The sequence below is a fragment of the Moritella sp. 24 genome, from assembly GCF_018219155.1.
GTDB lineage: Bacteria > Pseudomonadota > Gammaproteobacteria > Enterobacterales > Moritellaceae > Moritella.
The window spans coordinates 2,620,878-2,643,219 of the sequence record NZ_CP056123.1; the positions used below are offsets into that span (position 1 = coordinate 2,620,878).

At 38.8% G+C, this 22,342-nt stretch carries 19 protein-coding genes; 6 read left to right on the plus strand and 13 right to left on the minus strand.

Features of this window, described 5'->3' with window-relative positions; genetic code table 11:
* Window positions 1–23 precede the first annotated feature (23 nt).
* Window positions 24–848 (plus strand): 4'-phosphopantetheinyl transferase superfamily protein, encoded by an 825-nt coding sequence (locus tag HWV00_RS11615; protein WP_211681377.1) that lies wholly within the window; start codon window positions 24–26, stop codon window positions 846–848.
* A gap of 581 nt (window positions 849–1,429) precedes the next feature.
* A complete protein-coding gene (locus HWV00_RS11620; protein WP_211686531.1) occupies window positions 1,430–2,962 on the plus strand; it encodes a wax ester/triacylglycerol synthase family O-acyltransferase in 1,533 nt (510 codons plus the stop codon).
* A gap of 45 nt (window positions 2,963–3,007) precedes the next feature.
* Here the strand turns inward: HWV00_RS11620 and HWV00_RS11625 are convergent, their stop codons facing one another.
* Window positions 3,008–3,637, minus strand: coding sequence for a GDSL-type esterase/lipase family protein (locus tag HWV00_RS11625; RefSeq protein WP_211681379.1), 630 nt, complete (start codon window positions 3,635–3,637; stop codon window positions 3,008–3,010).
* Window positions 3,638–3,698: 61 nt separating this feature from the next.
* Complete coding sequence (locus HWV00_RS11630) at window positions 3,699–5,729, minus strand: tetratricopeptide repeat-containing diguanylate cyclase (RefSeq protein ID WP_211681381.1); 2,031 nt, start codon at window positions 5,727–5,729, stop codon at window positions 3,699–3,701.
* Between the two features lie 524 nt (window positions 5,730–6,253).
* Between HWV00_RS11630 and HWV00_RS11635 the strand changes: the two genes are divergently transcribed.
* Window positions 6,254–7,531 (plus strand): lipopolysaccharide biosynthesis protein, encoded by a 1,278-nt coding sequence (locus HWV00_RS11635; protein ID WP_211681383.1) that lies wholly within the window; start codon window positions 6,254–6,256, stop codon window positions 7,529–7,531.
* Window positions 7,532–7,631: 100 nt separating this feature from the next.
* On the opposite strand, the gene HWV00_RS11640 is transcribed toward HWV00_RS11635, so the two are convergent.
* Both HWV00_RS11640 and HWV00_RS11645 read right to left on the minus strand, forming a co-directional pair.
* Window positions 7,632–8,219: a YceI family protein gene (locus HWV00_RS11640; RefSeq protein WP_211681385.1), complete on the minus strand. Its 588-nt coding sequence runs from the start codon at window positions 8,217–8,219 to the stop codon at window positions 7,632–7,634.
* 74 nt (window positions 8,220–8,293) lie between these two features.
* The gene (locus HWV00_RS11645; RefSeq protein WP_211681387.1) at window positions 8,294–8,848 is read right to left on the minus strand and encodes a cytochrome b; all 555 of its coding nucleotides are present in this window, start codon (window positions 8,846–8,848) and stop codon (window positions 8,294–8,296) included.
* Between the two features lie 189 nt (window positions 8,849–9,037).
* Between HWV00_RS11645 and HWV00_RS11650 the strand changes: the two genes are divergently transcribed.
* Window positions 9,038–9,934 carry a LysR family transcriptional regulator gene (locus HWV00_RS11650; protein ID WP_211681388.1) on the plus strand — a complete coding sequence of 299 codons (897 nt, stop codon included), beginning with the start codon at window positions 9,038–9,040 and terminating at the stop codon, window positions 9,932–9,934.
* Window positions 9,935–10,077: 143 nt separating this feature from the next.
* Here the strand turns inward: HWV00_RS11650 and HWV00_RS11655 are convergent, their stop codons facing one another.
* The 3 genes from HWV00_RS11655 to HWV00_RS11665 form a co-directional block, all read right to left on the minus strand.
* A complete protein-coding gene (locus tag HWV00_RS11655) occupies window positions 10,078–10,620 on the minus strand; it encodes a hydrolase (RefSeq protein ID WP_211681391.1) in 543 nt (180 codons plus the stop codon).
* 160 nt (window positions 10,621–10,780) lie between these two features.
* Window positions 10,781–11,320: an NADPH-dependent FMN reductase gene (locus HWV00_RS11660; protein ID WP_211681393.1), complete on the minus strand. Its 540-nt coding sequence runs from the start codon at window positions 11,318–11,320 to the stop codon at window positions 10,781–10,783.
* A 16-nt stretch (window positions 11,321–11,336) separates the two neighbouring features.
* Complete coding sequence (locus tag HWV00_RS11665; protein WP_211681395.1) at window positions 11,337–11,771, minus strand: VOC family protein; 435 nt, start codon at window positions 11,769–11,771, stop codon at window positions 11,337–11,339.
* A gap of 163 nt (window positions 11,772–11,934) precedes the next feature.
* Here HWV00_RS11665 and HWV00_RS11670 point away from each other — a divergent pair, with 163 nt between their 5' ends.
* Entirely contained in the window at window positions 11,935–12,840 is a 906-nt protein-coding gene (locus HWV00_RS11670) for a LysR family transcriptional regulator (RefSeq protein ID WP_211681397.1), read from the plus strand.
* A 143-nt stretch (window positions 12,841–12,983) separates the two neighbouring features.
* Here the strand turns inward: HWV00_RS11670 and HWV00_RS11675 are convergent, their stop codons facing one another.
* Genes HWV00_RS11675 through HWV00_RS11685 form a run of 3 tightly spaced genes read right to left on the minus strand, consistent with a single transcriptional unit; the run spans window position 12,984 to window position 18,209 of the window.
* On the minus strand, window positions 12,984–16,058 hold the full coding sequence (locus HWV00_RS11675; protein ID WP_211681399.1) for an efflux RND transporter permease subunit: 3,075 nt from the start codon (window positions 16,056–16,058) through the stop codon (window positions 12,984–12,986).
* Window positions 16,058–17,173: an efflux RND transporter periplasmic adaptor subunit gene (locus HWV00_RS11680; RefSeq protein WP_211681401.1), complete on the minus strand. Its 1,116-nt coding sequence runs from the start codon at window positions 17,171–17,173 to the stop codon at window positions 16,058–16,060. The genes HWV00_RS11675 and HWV00_RS11680 overlap by 1 nt, the downstream gene beginning before the upstream one ends.
* 1 nt (window position 17,174) lies before the next feature.
* Window positions 17,175–18,209, minus strand: coding sequence for an efflux RND transporter periplasmic adaptor subunit (locus HWV00_RS11685; RefSeq protein ID WP_211681403.1), 1,035 nt, complete (start codon window positions 18,207–18,209; stop codon window positions 17,175–17,177).
* 411 nt (window positions 18,210–18,620) lie between these two features.
* Between HWV00_RS11685 and HWV00_RS11690 the strand changes: the two genes are divergently transcribed.
* A complete protein-coding gene (locus HWV00_RS11690) occupies window positions 18,621–20,747 on the plus strand; it encodes a phytase (protein WP_211681405.1) in 2,127 nt (708 codons plus the stop codon).
* Window positions 20,748–20,837: 90 nt separating this feature from the next.
* On the opposite strand, the gene HWV00_RS11695 is transcribed toward HWV00_RS11690, so the two are convergent.
* The 3 genes from HWV00_RS11695 to HWV00_RS11705 form a co-directional block, all read right to left on the minus strand.
* Window positions 20,838–21,368 carry a type II secretion system protein gene (locus tag HWV00_RS11695; protein WP_211681407.1) on the minus strand — a complete coding sequence of 177 codons (531 nt, stop codon included), beginning with the start codon at window positions 21,366–21,368 and terminating at the stop codon, window positions 20,838–20,840.
* Window positions 21,369–21,387: 19 nt separating this feature from the next.
* Window positions 21,388–21,852, minus strand: a complete 465-nt coding sequence (locus tag HWV00_RS11700; RefSeq protein WP_211681409.1) for a GNAT family N-acetyltransferase — start codon at window positions 21,850–21,852, stop codon at window positions 21,388–21,390.
* A gap of 72 nt (window positions 21,853–21,924) precedes the next feature.
* A complete protein-coding gene (locus HWV00_RS11705) occupies window positions 21,925–22,173 on the minus strand; it encodes a hypothetical protein (protein ID WP_211681411.1) in 249 nt (82 codons plus the stop codon).
* Window positions 22,174–22,342: the final 169 nt, after the last annotated feature.

The window sequence follows — 22,342 nt, forward strand, 5'->3', positions numbered from 1 at the left end:
AGTATTAAGAAAATGGAAGATAAGTGAATTCAACATCTACAGATAAACTCACATTAGCCACGAATGAAATTCACCTGTGGTCAGTAGACCCGAAAACAATCCAGCAGCCTGAATTATTACATGCTTACAGCCAGTTATTATCGCCAGAAGAAACGGTAAAACAGCAACGTTTTCGTTTTGAAAAAGACCGTCATAGCGCACTCATCACCCGCGCTTTTGTCCGCGATCTATTATCACGTTATGCAAATGTCTCACCCGCTGATTGGATGTTCGTAAAAGGCGCCAAAGATAAACCAGAGATTGTAAATCCTCCCCTACCATTGCGCTTTAATATCAGCCACACCGATAGCATGATCATTTGTGCTGTGATGCTGAATGATGATATCGGTTGTGATGTTGAAAATACCAGCCGTACAAGCGATGTATTAAGTATTGCGAAGTATTCATTTGCTGATGTTGAAGTAAATGATTTACTTACTCAACCTAAACAGCGACAAGTGAGCCGTTTCTTTGATTATTGGACATTAAAAGAATCTTATATCAAGGCATGGGGCTTAGGTTTATCAATTCCGTTAAAAGACTTTAGTTTTACTCTTTCGGATAACCACCAGCAGGAAAATACTGACTGTATTAGGAACATCAAGTTAAGTTTTGCTGCTCACCGCATTGATGATGCCAACATCTGGCGCAGCTGGTTATTTTATCCAAATAAGATTCACCGAGTCGCCCTGTCAGTTCGTGCAAAGACGAATAATCAAAACACGGATTACAAGATGCGATTTTTTAATTCAATACCACTCATTAAAAGTACTGAAACGACTCGTTTTAGCCCTGAGTTACACGCTTAAAGAATTGAAGGTTAATGGCGTAAACAACTCGTCATTCTCCTTTATTCCAACTGCAATAATGACATTCTTAGTTTAAAAAGTACCAATTTTGTCTAAACAAGTAAATTTTATTTCATTAATTGTAAATCTTATTAATCTCACATTTCTGTGATTTTATTTGAATCATTCATCATAAATCGAATACCTTTCCTCTTTATCCTACAATAACAAATAGCGTTTAAATCTAGCAAAAAGCAAGGATACCGATAACATTTTGTTAGATGATGTGTATTGCAGATAACTCTTCCTCGTTACTCAACAAAAGTAACATAACAGTCTGTTTTAAAAATCCAATTACGTATTATCATTATGTATTTAATACATATAATTCAGGAAGTTAATATAATACAACAAGTCATATCTTTATTACGTTTAGGTAAATTAACGTCAAAACGATATATTACTTTGTGAGTACTGCTGTATTATACTCATAAATTAAATATCCGTGACAGTAAGTCATAACATCACAATGTGATGATATGTGCGGTACGACTAAATCGGACGCAAACTATCAATCACATTAAGGAAAATATGAAATGACTATGCAAGCATTAACGTTAGTTGATATGGGGTTTTTATACACAGAGACAGTGACTAGTCCAAAACATGTTGCAGGGTTGCAAATTTTCTCAACACCAGAAAACTACGAAGGCAACTTTAGTAGAGACCTATTCGACAACCTGATGTCGCAACAAGATGTTAAAAAACCATTTAATCAAAAACTAAAGAAACAGCTCACGGGTCAGTTTTTTTGGCAAGAAGATAACAAACTGGATCTGTCATATCACGTCCGCTTTGCAATGCTACCAAAGCCAGGTAACGAGGAGCAGTTACTCAGCTTTGTTGAACACCAACATGAAACATTACTTGATCGTAGTCGCCCATTATGGGAAATGATCTTAATTGACGGGTTAGCTGATAACAAATTTGCTATCTACGTAAAAGTACACCACGCATTTACTGATGGTGCAAAGGCAAATCAACTGTTAATGGCTTATTTAAGCAAAAATGCAACGTCACCAATGACTGCATTCTGGGCCGTTGACCGTCCACAAAAAGAAAGAACTGCTAAAAGTGCATTATCACGCTTATCTGATACAACAAAAACAGTAACTGGACACGTAAAATCAATTCCATCACTGACTAAGCTCACGACTAAACTGCTATTTCAAGCAACAAACATGTATAAAGCAGATATGCCAACACCATTCATGGCACCTAAAACACCATTCTCTGTGAGCCCAAAACGTGCACGTCGTGCAGCAATGACATCCCTATCACTGCCTCGTGTAAAAACCCTTGGTCGTGTCACGGGTGCAACGATTAATGACGTTGTGATCACGGTTTGTGATATGGCTATCCATAACTACTTAAAAACACGAAACGTCGTACTCACAAAGCCATTAGTAGCACAAATGCCGATTAGCTTACGCGACGCTTCTGATAAAGAATCGAATAACCAAGTTGCGATTAGCTTAGTCGAATTAGCTTATGCTGGAGAACGTCCACTTGAACGTTTGATGACAGTAAAAGAGTCATGCAAGAAGCTAAAAAATGAGGCTAAATTATTAAGCAAAGAAGCGCTCACAAGCTACACTCTTGCAAGCCAAGGTCTAGCCGCTGCAAGTGAACTATTAAACTTAGATACTGTGCTGCCACCAATGGGTAACGTGCTTATTTCTAACGTACCAGGACCAAGTAAAGCGTTATACATGATGGGCGCTAAAATGGACAAGTGCTTCCCTATTTCAGTACTACCACCGGGTATGTCTCTGAATATTACCTTGTATAGTTATAATGGCTCAATTCATGTAGGTCTAGTTGCTTGTCGTTCTGCACTACCCGACTTAACTGAATTAGCAGATTATATTGATGATGCGTTTAAAGCACTTGAAGGGGAAGTATTAGATAGTGCCATTGCGAGTGTGACGGATCATATTAACTTACTTTCTGTTTCAAATCGTAACGTAACAATAAAAGAAGAAAGCGTTGGTAATATGATCAAGACGACGACACTGGTCAATTCACGTCGTAAAGTTGACCATGAAGACTCTCGTTTATGTGAAACAGCTTAATACAATCTTTGTGTTAGTGGCAATATTATCATGCCACTGACACATTTAAATGTAACCGTAAGCACTTAACGACGTACTAACAACTTGATATAACAGCTCATGCCCAGCACTGTTTGGGTGTAAGCCGTCTGCTGTTAAATACTCTTCTTTACTATCATTAAATGGACTATAAACGTCGATCAAACCAACACCATACTTCAGTGATAAAGCATGTAATACTTGGTTATAGCGGTGAATAGTCTCATCATTTCTTATTCGGTTATTCACATTTGGAACACCATCAAGCTTTGCTGCAATTGGCGTGACATTAATCAGCACAACATTTGCACCCTTCTCTAATGCAAACTCAATACTACGACTCAAGTTGTCAGTATACGTATTAATATCAACGAGGTATTCACCATCTTGACAAGCAAGATCATTGGCACCATAGCCAAATAACACAGTATCTTGTTTGTCAGCGGCTTGGCGAGTCATAAATTCATGCTCGAACCGTTGAATAAGACCATTTGTAGTTTCGCCACTAATGCCCATATTAAAAACACTGATCCTATCTTTGCCCATTTCAACAAACTGTTTTATTAAGCGAGTTTTAATACGGTCAGCCCAGCCACCGTACACAACATCACTTTCACCGCGTGTAATACTGTCACCAAAACAAATTATGCTCGCCATCTGTAAAATCCCAAATATTCAATCAAGTAATTGAAAGTAAAGTACTACATATAAGCGGTCGTTAACAGTTTATTTCGACAACATTATCAAGCACTGGCTTACAGTTTCTGCTTTCTGCAATAATCTGATTACGGCCAGTTTGTTTTGCTTTGTATAAGTATTCATCTGCAAGTTTAATTAAATCACTGCTGTTGGCAGCTAACTCTGCCGCTGAAATATCCACCACGGCACCGACAGATAACGTCACATGAATATCTTTGCAGTCTGTTTTCATCGGTTTGTTTCTAATTTTATGACACAGTCTGTTGAGGCGATCTAAACTATCGACATTATTTTTTTGCTCAATCAAGCATACAAATTCTTCACCGCCCCAACGAATGATTAAATCAGATGAGTGTAAAGACTGCTGAAAACGCTTGGATACTTCAATGAGTACTTCATCACCTACATCATGACCATGATTATCGTTAATCACTTTAAAATGGTCAAGGTCAAGAATTGCGAGCGTAAAACATCTATCTGTATAAAGTGATTTATCTTGGTTTAAAATCTGTAAATAATACTCAAAATGACGGCGGTTATATAAACCCGTTAAAGCATCTCGCGTTGAGAGTTCAACAAGATCCGTGTTTGAACACTGCAATAGCTCGTTTTTCTTTTCGATATCAAGGTTCTTTTTGATCACATAACCTAAACCAAACACCGCACATAACGACATGCCAAAAATCACACGAGAGCCCAATGTTTGACGCTCTAACGCTAACTTTTTCAATTCATGTTGTGTATTTAATAATGCCAGTGCATGCCTGTTTGTTTCAGCGTTAAATGACTCTTCCAATTGGTATATTTCACTTTGGCGTCGATCAAATAGTGCTTTTTTATTCTCTTGATAATAGAGCTTGAAGTACTTTAACGCTTCGGCTTCATAACCCAGTTTTTCATAGGCTTCAGATAACAGCTGATTACTTAACGTAATGCCCGAACGGCTCGATAGATTCTCATAATAATCAATCGCAATGTTTAAATCATTTACCGCGATGATATTATTACCTAAGGCCACTTCACTACGTGCTTTACTGGTATAACACAACGCCTTTTGTAGCGGAAATTCATTGATATCTTTCGAGTTTAAACATTGATGACTAACGTCTAATGACATTGCAAAGTTCTTTTCTAAATAAAGTACATCTGCGTGAGTTTTAAATAAAATGGCTTTTAGACGAGCACTAGCATCTTGTTTTACATACACCTTAGCGTCTTCGTATGCGCTGCGAGCATTTTCAGTATCATTAAGATGAAAATACATATTAGATTCATTAACTAACAGTATGGCTAAGATCCCGGGCTCAAGACGCGCACCGGTATGGTAGATAACTTTCGCTTTTTCAATATACTCGAGTGCTTTACTCCACTCTTCTAAATTGATATAGATAAGTGATAAATTTGAAATGATTTTACTGTAATACAAATGCTCAGGATAATTTTCGACTAGTTTTAAACCTTTATGAAAGAACTGCTGTGCTTGACCATAATCACCGCTAATATTATTAATCACACCTAGCGTGTTATATAACTTAATCAATAAGCTATCGAAATTTATCGCTTTAGCAATCGTTACACCTTCAGTTAAATATTGATTTGCTGTAACAAAATCCCCTCGTTTTGTACGTTCAATCGCTAACTCTGCCAGTGCGCTTGCTCTTAACCACGTGATATTGTTATCTTCAGCAAACGTAAATAATCGTTTTGTATAACCCGTTGCATCATCAATACGCCCTAAACGCAGCATGATGTTATTCATGATCATGTAGTAGTACGCTTTATACAGATCATGCTCTTCAAATGTGCCGCGTTGCTCTAACAACGATAATCTAAGCAATGCTTCGTCACCATCAAATCGAGATAGATCTCGCGCAGCTAAAATATCTTGGCCAAAAGGCAAGGCTGCCATTAATTCATCAGGTACAAAAGCTGTCGTCTTAGTGCTACTCAACGGTGACTTATCATCTAATAGTCCAAACGGACGTAATATAAATAAGAGCAAGGTGACACTGACTATTGAAATCATCATTAAGGGTTTTACTACATTCATTTTTTACGCCTGAAAATGCACGGTCGCATATTATATTAGATAAGTAATGTGCTGCATACTGCAACCAAAACGCTGAATGAACTAACAACAACAAACAATAAAGCTACTTATTTTTCATTAAAATAAACACAGTAAACCACCCTATTTTATATTAATAAGAATAGATCATATAAGTCTTTATACCTCTTTTTCATTAGTCTATGTGACCGACAACAACAAAGTGCTAAATAGCTTATAAAAAGACGTGAAATAGTTAAACTTAGTGATGTTTAGCAGCGAAAGTTAGTTTCAATATGAAGGGGCGATATGAGTGTTACTTGTTTATTTCTTTTATTTTGTTTATTTATTGGCTTCGTATATATTTTCAACAGTTACAGCTTTTTGCTCACCGTAAAAACAAGGGATTAATGCGATTTTCATTAATATAGATCAACCAATGAAGTTGCGAATGATTACCATTTAGAATAAACTCTTTGAAATCGTATTTATTCATGCCAATTAAGGCCGTAAGTCACAAGGTTGTTATGCAAAACTCATCATTAACTCGTGTAAAAACCGCATTCACGCAAGGTATTTGGGTAACATTAATCAGCATTGCGATTGGCTTTAGTTTTAAAATTTGGCTAGCGCATTATTTACCGAAAAGTGACCTTGCCCTATTCCACACTGTCGTTGATCTTATTTCTTTATCACTCATTTTAATGACCGGATTTCGTTCGTCAATGGTGGTCAGCTACTCACAAAACCATAATGATCACGATATTATTAATGTATTTCGATATAGTTTAATCACTATGGTATTGATCACTTGGGGTATTGTGATCCCCTACATTAAGCATCAGCTGAATATTGATGTAAGCTATTATCAGTTGGTCGGTATTATCTTTGGAATGGGGTTAAAAGTATACTTTACAAATCTTATCGCGATGTATCGGTTATACAGCATTTCTAACAAAGTGGTTTGGTTAGAGCCCCTCGCGAATGTACTCATGTTCTTTGCCTGTTATTACCTCTTTAACTTAGATGCCTTGGTATCCTTGTTTATGGGCTTAACGCTGTCATCACTTGCCATGGCTATTTACATGTTTAAAAAACGCCGTAAAGACATATCAACACGTCCGTTAGCAAGTGTGCACTTCGATCCTAAATTAGTTAACTTTGTGAAAAAGAGTTTTACGGCATCACTAGAGGCTGGCGCCAGTATTTTAATGATTTACATCACGGTATTATTAACCATTCGGCATTTTAGTGTAGACGAGCTAGGTGACTTCCAAGTTGTTGTCCGTCCCGTATTTACTTACTTAACACTGCTATTTGTCTTCCCTATCTACCGCTTTGTATTACCAGAACTTGCTGTATGTGTCCGCAACGGTGATCATCAACAAATCAAACTGATCCGCCGTTGGGTATTTAAAGTGTCTTTCATGGTTAGCAGCGTATTTTTCTTAGTCATGCTCTTTTTTGGTAAGCCGCTCATCCTTGCTATTTTCCCTAACGAATATGATGGCGCGATACCAGTACTACTGCATTTTTCGCTATTCTTTATCTTTATGATGCTGAATGCTTATCAGCTTGCTTACATTAAGGCACATGGGCATTTTATGCATAGTTTATGTATTCGTATTAGCGGCATTGTGACTCTTATACTTTCATTCGAGTTATTCAGCCAATTTACAGAGAATGTCGTCGCTATTATTGTTGCACTGTGCAGCGGCTACCTAATGATGTTTATCTTATCCAGCATCGTAGAGCGCCACATTTTAAAAAGCCACAATATAAAGATGATTCCGCAGCCAGCTTGATCCAACGAGCAGATACTAAAATCAGCACACTCTAGAAATGAAAAAGCCAGTCGCTCATAATGCGACTGGCTTTTGTTTAATTAAGCTAACGATCTACCATCTACTGACGAACGCCTTCAATATTTAATGTCATATCAACATAGGTTGAAGCTGGACCTAAATTTGTCGTAATACCGTAATCGGTTAGTTTCAAGCTCGTTTCCCCTGAAAACCCAGCGCGGTAGCCACCCCAAGGATCAGAACCCTCACCAATTTTTGTTATTGGGAACGTAATGGTTTTCGTCACACCTTTCAAGGTAAATGCACCTGTCACGATTCCGTTTTCATCATCACTAAACTTGATACTCTGACTTTTAAACATTGCTTTAGGGAATTTTTTAACATCCAGAAAGTCTTCGCTTTTTAAATGCTTATCACGTTCTGCATGGTTTGAATCGAGACTCGCTGTATCAATCACAAAATTGATCTGCGATGTATTTGGTGCTTTAGCATCATACGAAAAACCACCATCAAAAGTATTAAAACGTCCCAGTAACCAGCTATACCCTAAATGTTTAATTTTGAACTGCACAGAAGCATGAGCCCCTGCTGTATCGACTTTATAATCTGCAGCTTGTGCGGCATTCGGTGCTACAACAGCGAAAAGTGAACTTGCTGTAATAGCAGCGGCTAAAATTTGTTTTTTCATGTGTATTTCCTTCAATATTTCATTATTATTTGCCGTTTTACATGCCGTAAAATTGCAGCTATTATTTATCTTCTTTATGATTTTTGTACTTTCAGCATACGAACTAATGTTTTATTTTTATTAATAAAATGATGTTTAATTGCCGCGAAAGCATGTACACCTGCCACTATGATTAACGCCCATGCTAAAATTTCATGTATCAAGCCTGCAATGTCCTCTTGATTATCAATAGAGAATGGAATTGCAGGGATAGTAAAGGCTTCAAATACACTGATACCGCGTCCATCAGCTGTCGAAATTAAATAGCCAGATATCATTAATGTAAACATAAGCAGATATAAGCCTAGATGAACCAAGTGTGCACTGGAGACTTCCAATTTACTTGCATGCTCATCTGCGCTATTTGGATTAATGTTAATACAGCGCCATAGTGTGCGAATCAATAACAGCCCAAGTAATAAAATGCCGATACTTTTGTGCAAGTCGAGCGAGCCTTTATACCAAGCGTCATAATACGTTAGCTCAACCATATATAAGCCTAAGCCAAACATTCCAAAAAGGGCTAATGCCATAACCCAGTGCAATAAAATCGATACCCAGCCATATGCTGTTTTAGTATTTTTTAACATTCTGTCAGTCCCTCACTTCATTGCAGCAATAATAAAGCTATTTTGACTATTAAAAAATAGTGAATAATGAGAAACTATTGTGCATAAATGCACAGAACTTTTACATTAAATTAAATAACAGCACCTGATATGCAGATTTATTAAAACTGCATATTTATCTATGGCCTACTTAATTAAAAGAATCCTCACATGAAAAACATATCTTGGGATGATTATAAAATCGCTTATCAAGTCGCTGTTGACGGTAGCTTGAGCCAAGCAGGTAAATCGTTGAATATTAACCATGCAACAGTACTCCGACGAATTAATCAGTTAGAAACAGCACTTGAAGTGAAGCTATTCTTTCGTCATCAACGCGGTTATAAAGTGACTGATGCCGGTGCTATTTTAATTAAACGACTGCCTGATCTAATCGCTCGTTTTAGCCAACTTGAACATCAATTACAAAATGTAGAAAGTAATATTAGCGGTGAGTTACGTATTTCGACTATCAGCTCTTATTCTTCACAGCTTGCTCCGGCATTAAAAGCATTTCGAGACATATATCCCGCTATTCGTATCATGGTACTTTCAACGGATGATATTGTGCCGTTAGAATCAGGCGCAGCACATGTATCATTACGCGCAGGGCCAAAACCAAACGGTGCCGACCTCATAGTTAAAGAATTAACCCGCTTCAAAACCAACTATTATGCTTGTGCCGATTACGTCAATGAATTTGGAAAGCCTACAACAGCAGATACGTTAAACAATCACAGTTGGGTATTACCGACACCAGATAAGTATAGGATCCCTTTTGTACGCTATATAGTGGACAATATAGATAAAGACAGGATTGTATTTCAGAGCAATCACTTTCCTGACGTAAATCAAGCCGTCATAGAGGGGATGGGCATAGGTCCTATGGGTGAACATCAAGCTAAACTGTACCCGTCACTGGTTGAAATACCTCTGAATGTGCCTAAATCAGAGGAAGCTATGTGGTTTGTTTACCATAAGGATTCTAAACACAGTGCGAGAGTAAAATGTTTTTATGCATTTTTAATTGAACGGTTAAACAGGTTGGCGGCGTTAGAAGTGAAGTAACAAGATGAAGATAAACAAAAGCCGGAATGAATACTCCGGCTTAATAGGATAAAACGGACTTATACTATGTCTGTACATTAGGTCTGTATACTATTTCCATATACTATTTCCATATATTATTTCCATATACTGTGCCCGTATTTTTATTTTACTAATTTACTGATTTCTTTAAATACTGGGTTTTTAGCTGTGACTGTTAACTCAAATAAGATTGATTCATAAGTCGTCGGTATAACACCTGCTTGAATCAATCGATCAATTGCGACTTTAGAATTATATGCCGAACGAGAACTCACACAATCAGTCACAATCACAGGCTGTAGACCCTGCTCAAGTAAATCTAAACACGTTTGTAGTACACAAACATGCGTTTCAATCCCTGCTACGATCACGATTTTTTTATCGGTATTTTTAATTGCAGTTAATGTTTCTTCATTTCCACAACATGAAAACGATGTTTTCTCGAAATGTGGCGCTGAACCAACTAATTCTTGTAACGATGGTATCGTGCTACCAAGCCCCTTTTTATACTGCTCATTAATAATAAAAGGCACGTCATGAAGTTTTAATCCCTTAATTAAAGTGATTAGATTCGCCTCAATCACCTCTTTGTTTTCCATATGCGGAAAAAGTCTTTCTTGCACGTCAACTAAACAAAAAACTGTATCTTCGACATTAATTTTCATATTTGATCCTTTAGCAACTTTGAGCAGTGATGATTCTTACTTACTTTTATAATCAAGAGTATAACCCCTTATTATAAAAGTAAGCATAACTTAGGTAGTATACACCTAAGCTGCTTAAGATCATGTTAACAATCAGGCCAAAAAAGACATGAACGCTGCATTATTTTAGTGTGGCAAGCGCGTTTTCTAATTCTTTTTGCATTTCAGTATTTCTCAATTGGCCTTTTTCCATGTCAAAATTATCATAGAAGCTCGCAATTGAAAGGTCAGCTTTAACATCAGCACCAAAGTAAGGTGCAGAACCTTTCGCCGCAGCTAATACATTACGTGCGCCTCCCGGTCCAGGTGACGTTGCTAACATGATCATTGGCTTGCCTTGATACACTTTGGCATCAACACGAGATGTCCAGTCAAATAGATTTTTAAAGGCTGCTGTATAAGACGCATTATGTTCAGCATACGAGATGATGATTGCATCAGCACGACCAATCTTGTCGTAAAATGTATGAGCCTGTTTTGGTATACCGCCTTCAGCTTCACGGTCAACGCTAAATAGTGGCATCTCAAAGTCATTGATATCGATGATTTCAACATCTGCATCGGTGATAATTTTGGTCGTGATTAAATCACTTGCATAGGTAACGAGTTGTTTATTGATTGACTGGCGGCTGTTGCTTGCAGCTAAAGCTAAAATTTTCATGTTAATTCCTTTTAATTTATAAATACGATTTATCGATGAATTTATATTCAATAAACTCGATCACATTGTTATCAGGATCACGAATGAATAGCGATGTTCCTGTTGGGTGCGTCATTGGTTCTGCACTTAATGGTATCCCCATATCTGCAAGTTCACGTGTCACTAGCGCTGCGTCCTCAATTTCGAGTGCAACATGCGTATAGCCCGTGTGCTTTACTTTTATATCCATTAATACGTTTGTTGCTTTCCGGCCTTGTAACTGAGCTTCAGACTTAGCCGCATTTAAAATAAAGTTAATATTAATACCACACGGATGTTCAACAATAGCAACAGGTTCTGGACCGCTTGGCCCCGCTATATGCTTAAAACCTAGCTTGGCATAGAAGTCACGTGATACCTCAAAGTCACTAACACGTAAACCGATATGATTAACCCTTGTAAGTCCCAACATCACACTCTCCTTCACTGATTATCTATCACGTCATTTGGTATGTGTTAAGAATAGATTAACCATGATGAAAGATTAATAGGGTAAATGATGAATCATTATTTCCATATGACTCCTAATCAGCTAATCTAAGTACTGCTCAGATAATAATACATAAGGATTTGATTTGGCTTATAACGCACAACTACTCAATGGTATGGTTATATTTGTAGAAGTGGTTAACACAGGTGGCTTTACCCTAGCCGCTCAAAGCAGTGGTCACTCAACGTCATACATTAGTAAAGAAATTAATAAGTTAGAGTCAAGGCTCGGTGTTCGATTAATGCATCGAACGACCCGTTCGTTAAGTTTGACACCTGAAGGTGAGATCTACTTCCAACAATGCCAGCAGATAATTGGCGATGCAGAACAAGCGGAAGAGACGCTAAACGGCCGTCAATCAGAACCGAAAGGTACGTTACGAATTAGCTGCCCAACAAGTTTTGGCAACTCTCGTATGCAGTCTATATTTTCACGTTTTCTGACTCAATATCCTTTGGTTAATCTGGAATTAGACTTAAATAACCGTAAAGTCGATATGGTCAGTGAAGGATTTGATGTATTAATCCGAGGCTCCGCACAGTTAGATGACTCTACCTTTATCAGCAGGAAGGTATTTAGTTCTTATGGGGTTGTTATCGCATCTCCTGATTATTTGAAACGTCAAGGCACACCACAAACATTGGCAGACCTCTCACAGCATAGCATCATCAGCTACAGTCATTTAAAACAACCCAATATTTGGTCGTTAAAAGACGCGTCAGGACAGTCACACCAAGTGCAGTTAACCAGTCGTGTATTAAGCAATAGTTCAGAAATGGAATTATCACTGTGTTTAGCAGGGCATGGTATTACCAGAATGCCACGCTTTAACTTAGGTGATGAAATAGAAACAGGTAAGTTAGTGGAGTTACTCTCTGATTATCAACGACAAGAAATTAACTTATATTTGATTTATCCAAGCCGTAAGTACGTATCTTCAAAGGTGCGACGTTTTATCGACTTCGTTGTAGCAGAACTCAGTCAACATTAAATCAAAGGTCAATAAATAACTTAAGGTTAATAGCTTAATAAACAGATAACGACTCAACGATTCGCCAAAGCCTTATGTTATTAAGCAATAAAAAAACAAGCGCCTATTGGCGCTTGTTTTAATTCATATACTGAAAGTGACGGTTACTTGCTCACTGTTTTTGGTATCGGTAATCGATGGAACATACCGTATAACACAGGAACTACAATGAGAGTCAGCACAGTCGCAAAACCTAAACCAAACATAATAGTTACAGCCATAGGTTTGAAGAACACATCAGGTAATAATGGGATCATCCCTAATACTGTTGTAATTGCAGCCATACAAACAGGTCGAACACGGCTAACTGCTGCATCAACAACTGCTTGGTACTTTTCTTTACCACTGTGGATCTCGATTTCAATTTGATCAAGCAATACAATGCCGTTTTTAACCAACATCCCTGACAAACTTAAGAAACCCAATAGTGCCATAAAGCCAAACGGTGTATTAAGCGCGAGTAGCCCGGTTGTCACACCAATAATAGCTAAGGGGACGGTTGCCCAGACAATCACCGCATTCTTCACATTATTAAATAAGAAGACTGTGATTAAGAACATGAACAAATAACCCATCGGCATCGTTTGGAATAGTGATGCTTGTGCTTTCGCAGAAGATTCATATTCACCACCCCACTCGAGTGAATAACCCGGTGGAAAATCGATCCCTTCTATTAACGGTTGGATACGCTTTTGCAATGTTGCTGCGGTTTCATCACCAAGCGGATCGGGATCAGCAAATATGGTCAACATACGCTTACGGTTCTTACGTACAACAATCGGATCTTCCCAACGAATATTAACGGCTAATACCACTTGTTGTAGCGGCACGTACCCTTTCAATACAGGACTCCAGATCTTCATGCCTTCGATCGTACTGATATCAACACGTTCTTTTTCAGGTAATCGCGCAATAATTGGTAACAAATTGGTACCATCTCGATAAATACCAACAGACAGGCCAGAAAAGGCCATTTGCAATAAATCATCAACGTCTGACTTAGTAATACCGTAACGACGAGCCTGACTTTCGTTAAACACAGGTTCAATCACTTTGGTACGTTCACGCCAGTCATGACGCACATAGAATGCACCAGGATCAGCACGCATAATATCGATCGCTTGCTGTGCTAAACCACGTAATACAGTCGGATCAGACCCCACTAAACGAGCTTCAATTTTAGCGCCAGAAGAAGGCCCTAACGCAATACGTTTTAGCTTATATTCGATATCTGGATGCGAAGCATCAAGCTGTTCACTCACCTCACGTATCATAGGAATAACGTCGTCGTAGCTGTCTACACGTATGATTAACTCACCGTACGATGCATAACTTTTCTCTGGTGAGTAAGTGAGCATAAAGCGCTGAGAACCTTTACCTGTGCTTGAAGATACATGTGATACGCTATCATTCGCACTTACCATCACTTCGAGTTCACGTAGTTTTTCACTAGTAGCTCGAATATCTGTCCCTTCCGGTAACCAAATATCTACCATAAACATAGGTGTCGTCGATGATGGAAAGAACGATTGCTTTAACTGTGTGAAGCCATACAAGCTACCAACTAACATTAAAATTAATGCGAATACGGTTGTCCACGCATATTTCATGCACGCTTCTAGTGCGCGTTTGTATGTAACAAAAACAATGCCTTTATACGGGTCATTTTCAGCGCTGTCTGCGTCAACCTTAATACCTTTAAAGAACATATCCGCAAAAAACGGCGTTATAGATATCGCAGTGAACCAGCTGAGCATTAATGAAATAAGTAACACAGTAAATAACGTGCCTGTATATTCACCCGTAGAATCTTGAGATAGACCAATTGGGGCAAAGGCAGTAACAGCAATAACTGTTGCGCCTAACAGAGGCCATTTAGTTTGTGTCACAATATCGGTTGCTGCTTGTAAGCGAGTCCTGCCTTTTTGCACTCCAATTAAAATGCCTTCGACCACCACAATGGCATTATCCACCAGCATACCCAAGGCAATAACTAACCCGCCAAGTGAAATTCGCTGTAGATCAATTGCCATCAAGTTCATGAATACGAATGTACCCAGCACAGTTAGCAATAAGATAAGTCCGATTAAGATACCTGATCGTAGGCCCATAAATAACAGCAGGACAAGGATCACAATACCAATCGCTTGACCAAGGCTAATAAGGAACCCTTTAACTGATTTGTCTACTTCATCAGGTTGGCTGTAAACAACGTCAATATCAATACCGATAGGTTGCTGTTCTTTTAACTCAGCTAAACGTGCGTAAACCCCTTTGCCCATTTCAACAACGTTAACACCAGAAATGAACGAAACACCCACATTCAAAGCAACTTTGCCATTAAACGTAACAAGATTGTCAGGCACCTCTTTAAAGCCACGACTAATGGTTGCTACGTCACGCAAATAAATCAACCCTTGCGCGCCAGCTTCGGTAATAATCAAATCACCGAGAGCTTCAACATCGGTAAACTCTCCTGTCGGGTGAATACGGATGTACTCACTACCTAGCTTCACTGCACCTGCACTGGATACCAAGTTCTGTGTCGCGAGTGTATTATAAATAGTCGCAGGCGAAATACCTAAGCTACTTAAACGCTGCATCGACATTTCAATAAAGACTTGTTCTTGCTGTACGCCCGTAACAGATACTTTACCGACACCGTCGACAAGTTCGATCTCTCGGCGTAAATAATCAACGTAATCATTCAGTTCTTTATAAGAATAACCATCACCAGTGATCGCCAATAAAATACCGTAAACATCACCAAAGTCATCAATAACAGACGGTTCGGCCACACCTGGAGGCAAGTGAGATTTGATATCATTGACCTTACGGCGTAACTCATCCCATATTTGCGGTAAGTCATCAGGACCATAGTTATTCTTCATCGTGACCGTAATCTGCGACAATCCACGACTCGAAATAGAATTAACCTCATCAACATACGTTAATTGCTGTATGGCTTTTTCTATTGGATAAGTAACCTCTTCCTCGACTTGCAGTGGTGTCGCCCCCGGGTAAGAGGTCACAATCATTGCATCTTTAATCGTAAATTCAGGATCTTCTAATTGCCCAAGGCCGAAAAAAGCCATGGTTCCACCAATTAGAAAGATGAGTGTGAGCATCCAGCTGATCACTTTATTTTTAATAAAATAGGCTGCGATATCTTGTTTCATTATTGTCCAGCCTCTGTCGCTTTATTTGAATTATCCATTGATTCATCAAGAACCTTAACTGATTGACCTTCACGTAAGCGATTACCACCAGCAACCACTATTCTTTCGCCAACAGTGAGTCCGGAATTTAAACGAACCCCTTCATTAACGACTTTGTCAGTCTCAATTTGACGCTTACTCACCGTATTATCACTATTCACAACCCAGACGAATTTTTGAGTTAAATTCAAATCATCGCCATCTTCATTTAAAATCGCTTCAAGAGGAATAAAGGGTTCATTTTTCTTATAAATATTGAGTTTTTGCGCATCAGCACGTACTTCAACAGCCATGCCATCAAGAATAAATCGATCTTTAGGCATTGGCATCGTGAGTGTGATAACAAATGAACCAACATCCGGATCAGGTTCTGTCGTGAACTCTTTTAAACGTGCGTCATATTCTGTTCCATCGGCAGTGATGATCTTAGCGCCGGGTTGAGAGGCTTCAACTTGAGCCGCAGAACTTTTTGAGTAAATGATATCAGGAGCTTGTAATTGAATATCGACAGTGGTTGTACTGTGAATGTTCATTACCTGCTGACCCACTTGCACATTTTCAAATTGCTGAATTGGCACATGTGAAATAACACCTGCAAATGGCGCTTTCAATGCAGTAAAGCTTAAATTTAGCGTCGCAATATCTAATCTTGCTTTCGCAATACGGCGTTGTGCTTTCAGTTCATCAAATTGAGACGGTGCAATATAGCCTTGATCGACTAACTTTGCTGAGCGACGATATTGACTATCTGCAATCGCGTATTCTGCTTTTGCATCATCAACTTCTAAACGATAATAAGTGGGATCAAGCTGAGCAAGAACTTGCCCCTCTGTCACTCTATCACCGGGACGAACAGCCACTAATGTAACCTCGCCTTGCAAGCGAAAGGACAAATTTGATTTATCTGCAGCAACAGCAACAGCAGGGAAAGATAACCTCGCAGTCTCTGCCGCTAACTGTACCGTATCAACTTTAACCAACTGCACTTTTTGTCTTGGTTCTACAATCGGACTTTCACAGCCTTGTAGTATTGTCATCGCACTAAGCGCTATCACAATGGAGGGTAGTCTCTTCATGTTACAGTCCTCGTTCCTTGATCCAAGATCGTACTTTCTGACCTTCACGTAATTGATTTACGCCAGAAATAGCAACATTGTCACCATCATTTAAGCCTTTCGTTACACGCCCATTTTCATCCAGCTCGACTTTTTGCTTATGCGCAATACCTTGATCATCAATCTGCCACACAAATGTCGAGTCACCCTTTTGCATTAATGCTTGTGGCGAAATAGCGCCGACACTACCTTTAGGAAGCGCAATACGGACTGAACCAGCCATACCCGGGAGGATATTCTTACCTTCAGGACGGTCCATAAACAAAGTTACCTTGTAACTTGAATTGGTCGCATTTGCTTCTGTATCGATCTCTTTAAATTGAGCAGGAAATTCTTCGCCTGGAATAGTGTCAAAAATAACGGTGGGATTACGGCTATATTCATTGTTAAAACGTGATAATAATTGCTCTGGTAATTGGAAAGTAACGTTGATGATACCCGCGCGCTGAATATGCATTACAGGTTCTTTTGCCATTGCATATTCATGATTTTCTTTTAATGATAACGATAACGTACCATCATACGGAGCCACTAGCGTCGCATAACCAAGATTCGACTCTTGCTTACTTAACGCGGCTTTTGCCTGATTTCTTTTGGCTTTAGAGGTGTCGAATGCCAACTCAGAAACGACATTGGTTTTACGTAGTTTAGCATCTCGCTTGAACTGCACTGAGGCCAGTTCATAATTTGCTTGAGCCTGCTCTACTTGTAATAAAAACTCGTCTTGATTCAAAGTAGCAAGCTTTTGCCCTTTCACGACATTACTACCAGGGTTGACATCAATCGATGATAAAACACCCGAAACACGGAATGCAAGCACCGCCTTATCATCCGCTTCAACGACGCCAGGAAAGGTACGAAATGTATCTTTAATACCGACATCGACTGATTGTAACTTTACAGGCCGGGAGTCTGGTTCAGGTATCACGACCTGCTCCTCACTACAGCCAGATAATAGCAAACTGGTTATAACTGTAGTTGCTAAAATTCCCTTCATATTATCTCTCCAATAAAACACAAATGACTTCCGCGTTTCATGTAACTTTACAAACATGGCAAACCGTCATACTAAACTATTACTCAATAATAGCCTTGTAAACAGTATTTACAACGACTTATCTATTATATGCATATATCAAGCGCATAAAATCGCAGCGATGAATAAAATGCTTAATACAGACAATAAAAACGATTAAATAATTCAAAAAATATGTCCACGCTAAAGAAACGCGCATAAATACCGCATATTGATGACAATTCAAAGACATAAATATGACAAATAACACAAACTAGAAGCACTTCAAAACGTAAAAAATATGTCATAAAACTGCAATTAGTTCCGCTTAGAATCCGCATCCAATAAATCAATTTAAGCTTATTCAAACGCAAACTATCTAGGACATTACAAATGAAAAAATTTGGATTATCGCTACTGACGTGCAGTATTTTACTTGCCGGCTGCAATGACAGTAACGAACCCTCTTCACCGGACGAAGACACACGCCTAACGAGTCAGCTAACGACTTTAGAAAGTTATGGTGATATTGCAGATGCAACTATGTGGGTAAGTCCTAATGATAATGACAAGAACTTATTAATTGTGACCCTTGAAGAAGATGGTTTTGCTATTTTTAATCAACAAGGTGAACAGGTTTACCACGATAACAGCCGTGAAGTACTTGGCGCAGATATTCGCTATGGTGTATCAAATGGTGACAATGGTACTTTTGATCTACTTGCTGTTGCATTACCAAATGATGACGCGTTTGCTTTTTACGCACTCAATGAAAATACAGCAGATACAGCTGAGAACCCCCTTCGTAGCTTAGGTACATTAAATATAGATATGACTCCCGAGGCCCTGTGTTTGTATAAAAATGTCACCACTGGTGATATCTCTGTTACAGGCGTTTCTGATGAAGGTAACGTACTGCAATATAAACTAGCTTATAACGGCACAGAGATTGTAAGTGCAATCAAAGATGTCAACGACCGTGATGGCGACGATAACAAAGAGGAACCTCTTGCTGTTCGTAACTTCAATGTGGGCGGTAAATTAAGTGCCTGTGCTGTCGATGACGAGAGCGCTACCCTGTACGTCGCTGAACAAGGCCTTGGTATTTGGGCTTATGGCGCAGACGCCGAAAATGTAAAAGACCGCCGCTTAGTTGATAGCCTTGCTCCCCTAGGTCAACTGGAAGAAGTAGAAGGCCTCGATATGATTCACCAAGCGGATGGTAAAGGTTACCTTATCGCTGCGGATCAAGGGGCTGGATTCCTGCTTTATGAACGTGAAGGCGAAAATGCTTACGCTGGTCAGTTTAATGTCGACGGCATCCCAGAAGCAAAAGCATTAGCCGTATCACCAGACGCCCTCTGGGTTGCAAATACCGAAGCAGATGAACCTGTATATGAAAAAGTATTAATGGCCGATTTAGATAATCATTTAGCCTCTCAAGGGATCGAGTTAGCTGATGTTATTAGCCATCGAAACCTAACAGCGCAAGACGTAAAACCAGTCAAAGCAAAAGGCGAAACAGATGCCGTTGCAGACGATGGTGATGCCGCTGATGATCCAGCATTCTGGCTGAACGAAGACACGCCTTCTGAGAGTTTGATTATTGCGACAAATAAGCAAGGTGGGTTAATGGCCTATGATTTGGACGGTAATCTTGTCCAATACTTGAATGAAGGTAAACCGAATAATGTTGATATACGTAATGTCACAGCTCAAGACGGTTCTATAATTTCACTCGCAGCAGCGTCTAACCGAGAGCATAATACCATTGTATTTTATGAGATTGGTGGGGTTGGTATAGAACTTAAAGGACCAATTTCACCGTTAAAGGCTGTAGGAGAAAATGTTCACAACGATGCAGCTGAACTAGTCTCTAATGTAGATGAGGTTTATGGCCTATGCATGTATAAAGATAATGATACAGGCATTCCTTACGTATTCATTAATGGTAAAGATGGTCAAGTAGAGCAATGGGAAATTTCCGTTACATCAGACGGTGTCGAAGGAAGTATCGTCCGTACTTTATCCGTTAACAGCCAACCTGAAGGCTGCGTTGCTGATGACGAAACCGGTAAATTGTATTTAGGTGAAGAAGATGTCGCAATATGGGAATTCGATGCGCACCCTCAAGGTGATACAACTGCAACACTGTTTGCTGAAATTGACGGTAAAAGCTTAGTCGCAGACGTTGAAGGTTTAACACTTTATGATAATGGTAAAAGTAAATATCTAATTGCTTCAAGCCAAGGCAACAATACTTATACCATGTATAACCTTAACAATAACAACTCACTCGTGGGCGTATTTGCGATTACTGGTGATGATAGTAGAGGTGTTGATGGGGCAAGTGATACAGATGGTATCCATGCTGTTCCGGTAGACTTAGGTGTCGATTACCCAGAAGGTATGTTCATCGCGCAAGATTGGTACAACATCGACGAGAGTTATGAATTTAAGCATCAAAACTTCAAGATGGTTAGCTGGGAAGATATTATGGTCTCAATGAACGAAAACTAAATTGCTTAAAGTAGGAGTCCTCACGGGGCTCCTACTCTTACAACTGACAAGGTAACTAGTAACTAGTAACTAGTAACTAGTAACTAGTAACTAGCAACCAGAATCAACAAAACCAATCAAAGGCTGGGAACCTTCAATTTCTAAATTGGCATAATAGGCAAAACAGTTTTCTAGCACATATCCATTCGGCCAGAAAAAGACTGCATGACCAGAATCAAAATCAGGAACAACAGGCTGACTTACTGAATAACTGCGATTACCAAGAATACAAAATTGAGAATCATCGCAAGCAACCGTTAGCCAATTTGGCGTCCACGTTGTCGTTGGTAAATCCATGTTTAATAAATGACGCATTTGGCTTGCATCAGGTTTTGGGTTACCTTCAACTAATACGATAGTGTGGCCATTATAATCAACACTTGTTTCAGCACCGTCAATTTGCTTTTTCACATTCACTAAATCAACCGCAGCTTTTAACGTCGCACTGACATTTTGAATAACAGCACGACTAGCATCTTGCTGCATATTAATAAATTTCGGTATCGCTACCGCCGCTAAAATACCTAATACGATAATAACTATCACGAGCTCAATTAATGTAAAACCATTATTCTTTTTCATACAATCAACTTATTCTAAATTAACAACTAACTAGATTTAATTCCATAGGCATATCTTTAACACCACATTTTTCACGAACGCCACCCACAGGAATAAAGCCAAATTTGAGGTACACATTTTTCGCGTTTAACGCGGAGTTAACCGTAAATTTTCCTTCATTACCTTTTACTATGCAAGCGTCTCTCGCAAGCTCCCATAGCATTCTAGATAATCCTTTTCCTTGCTGCGATTCTGCAATAAAAAGATGGTAAAGGTGTGCGTTATTTTTCATTCCTACAGCACCAATTAGCTCACTATTAAGTTCTGCGACATGGTATTCACAACCGGCATCTAAATAGCTTGATATACATTCAGGGGTCATCGAATTTAATATTAATTGCCCTCCCTCTTTACTACAGGTCGGTAAAATATATTTAGTCACTAACGGAGTAAGCAATTGGCTAATATCATTAGCATCATTCTGCTTGGCTTTCCTTAAAATCACGATTCATCCTTACAATTCAGCCGAGTTATAACCTAAAATTACACATTAAAAGGTTGTGATTCAATACTTAATTTAATTAGTATTTACCCCCTCACTTTCTTTTTTATATTCCACGTTAGATTTAGCATGATCTAATATTTTATAGGTTTCTCTAAAAATAGCTTCTACATGAGGTTTACTCTGAAATGTTTTAGGCAGTGCAGAGCGATCTGCCTCGACACCTTCAACAAGATTGTTAATAAACCCTTCATCATAATGCTCTAATCGCTGAAGAATCATTGTCATCAAATAAGAACACGCATCAGCTTTAGGGTTTTTCATACATCAATCCTTTTCATGTTAAGACTATAAAATTAGAAATACAATTCAATATTTCAGGTCAACCTCACTCCAGCACACAGCCTAGCATACCACGTAAAAACAATGACTTAACATTCATTACATTTACATGTTATCACTGTGACATAGGCACATAAAATACTAAGTTATA

Bases quoted from the DNA above. Each gene is read 5' to 3' on its own strand.
- HWV00_RS11690 (WP_211681405.1), top strand. From the start codon at position 18,621: ATGAAAAAATTTGGATTATCGCTACTGACGTGCAGTATTTTACTTGCC.
- HWV00_RS11685 (WP_211681403.1), bottom strand. From the start codon at position 18,209: ATGAAGGGAATTTTAGCAACTACAGTTATAACCAGTTTGCTATTATCT.
- HWV00_RS11660 (WP_211681393.1), bottom strand. From the start codon at position 11,320: ATGAAAATTTTAGCTTTAGCTGCAAGCAACAGCCGCCAGTCAATCAAT.
- HWV00_RS11635 (WP_211681383.1), top strand. From the start codon at position 6,254: ATGCAAAACTCATCATTAACTCGTGTAAAAACCGCATTCACGCAAGGT.
- HWV00_RS11675 (WP_211681399.1), bottom strand. From the start codon at position 16,058: ATGAAACAAGATATCGCAGCCTATTTTATTAAAAATAAAGTGATCAGC.
- HWV00_RS11650 (WP_211681388.1), top strand. From the start codon at position 9,038: ATGAAAAACATATCTTGGGATGATTATAAAATCGCTTATCAAGTCGCT.
- HWV00_RS11665 (WP_211681395.1), bottom strand. From the start codon at position 11,771: ATGTTGGGACTTACAAGGGTTAATCATATCGGTTTACGTGTTAGTGAC.
- HWV00_RS11645 (WP_211681387.1), bottom strand. From the start codon at position 8,848: ATGTTAAAAAATACTAAAACAGCATATGGCTGGGTATCGATTTTATTG.
- HWV00_RS11620 (WP_211686531.1), top strand. From the start codon at position 1,430: ATGCAAGCATTAACGTTAGTTGATATGGGGTTTTTATACACAGAGACA.
- HWV00_RS11625 (WP_211681379.1), bottom strand. From the start codon at position 3,637: ATGGCGAGCATAATTTGTTTTGGTGACAGTATTACACGCGGTGAAAGT.
- HWV00_RS11630 (WP_211681381.1), bottom strand. From the start codon at position 5,729: ATGAATGTAGTAAAACCCTTAATGATGATTTCAATAGTCAGTGTCACC.
- HWV00_RS11705 (WP_211681411.1), bottom strand. From the start codon at position 22,173: ATGAAAAACCCTAAAGCTGATGCGTGTTCTTATTTGATGACAATGATT.
- HWV00_RS11640 (WP_211681385.1), bottom strand. From the start codon at position 8,219: ATGAAAAAACAAATTTTAGCCGCTGCTATTACAGCAAGTTCACTTTTC.
- HWV00_RS11695 (WP_211681407.1), bottom strand. From the start codon at position 21,368: ATGAAAAAGAATAATGGTTTTACATTAATTGAGCTCGTGATAGTTATT.
- HWV00_RS11680 (WP_211681401.1), bottom strand. From the start codon at position 17,173: ATGAAGAGACTACCCTCCATTGTGATAGCGCTTAGTGCGATGACAATA.
- HWV00_RS11655 (WP_211681391.1), bottom strand. From the start codon at position 10,620: ATGAAAATTAATGTCGAAGATACAGTTTTTTGTTTAGTTGACGTGCAA.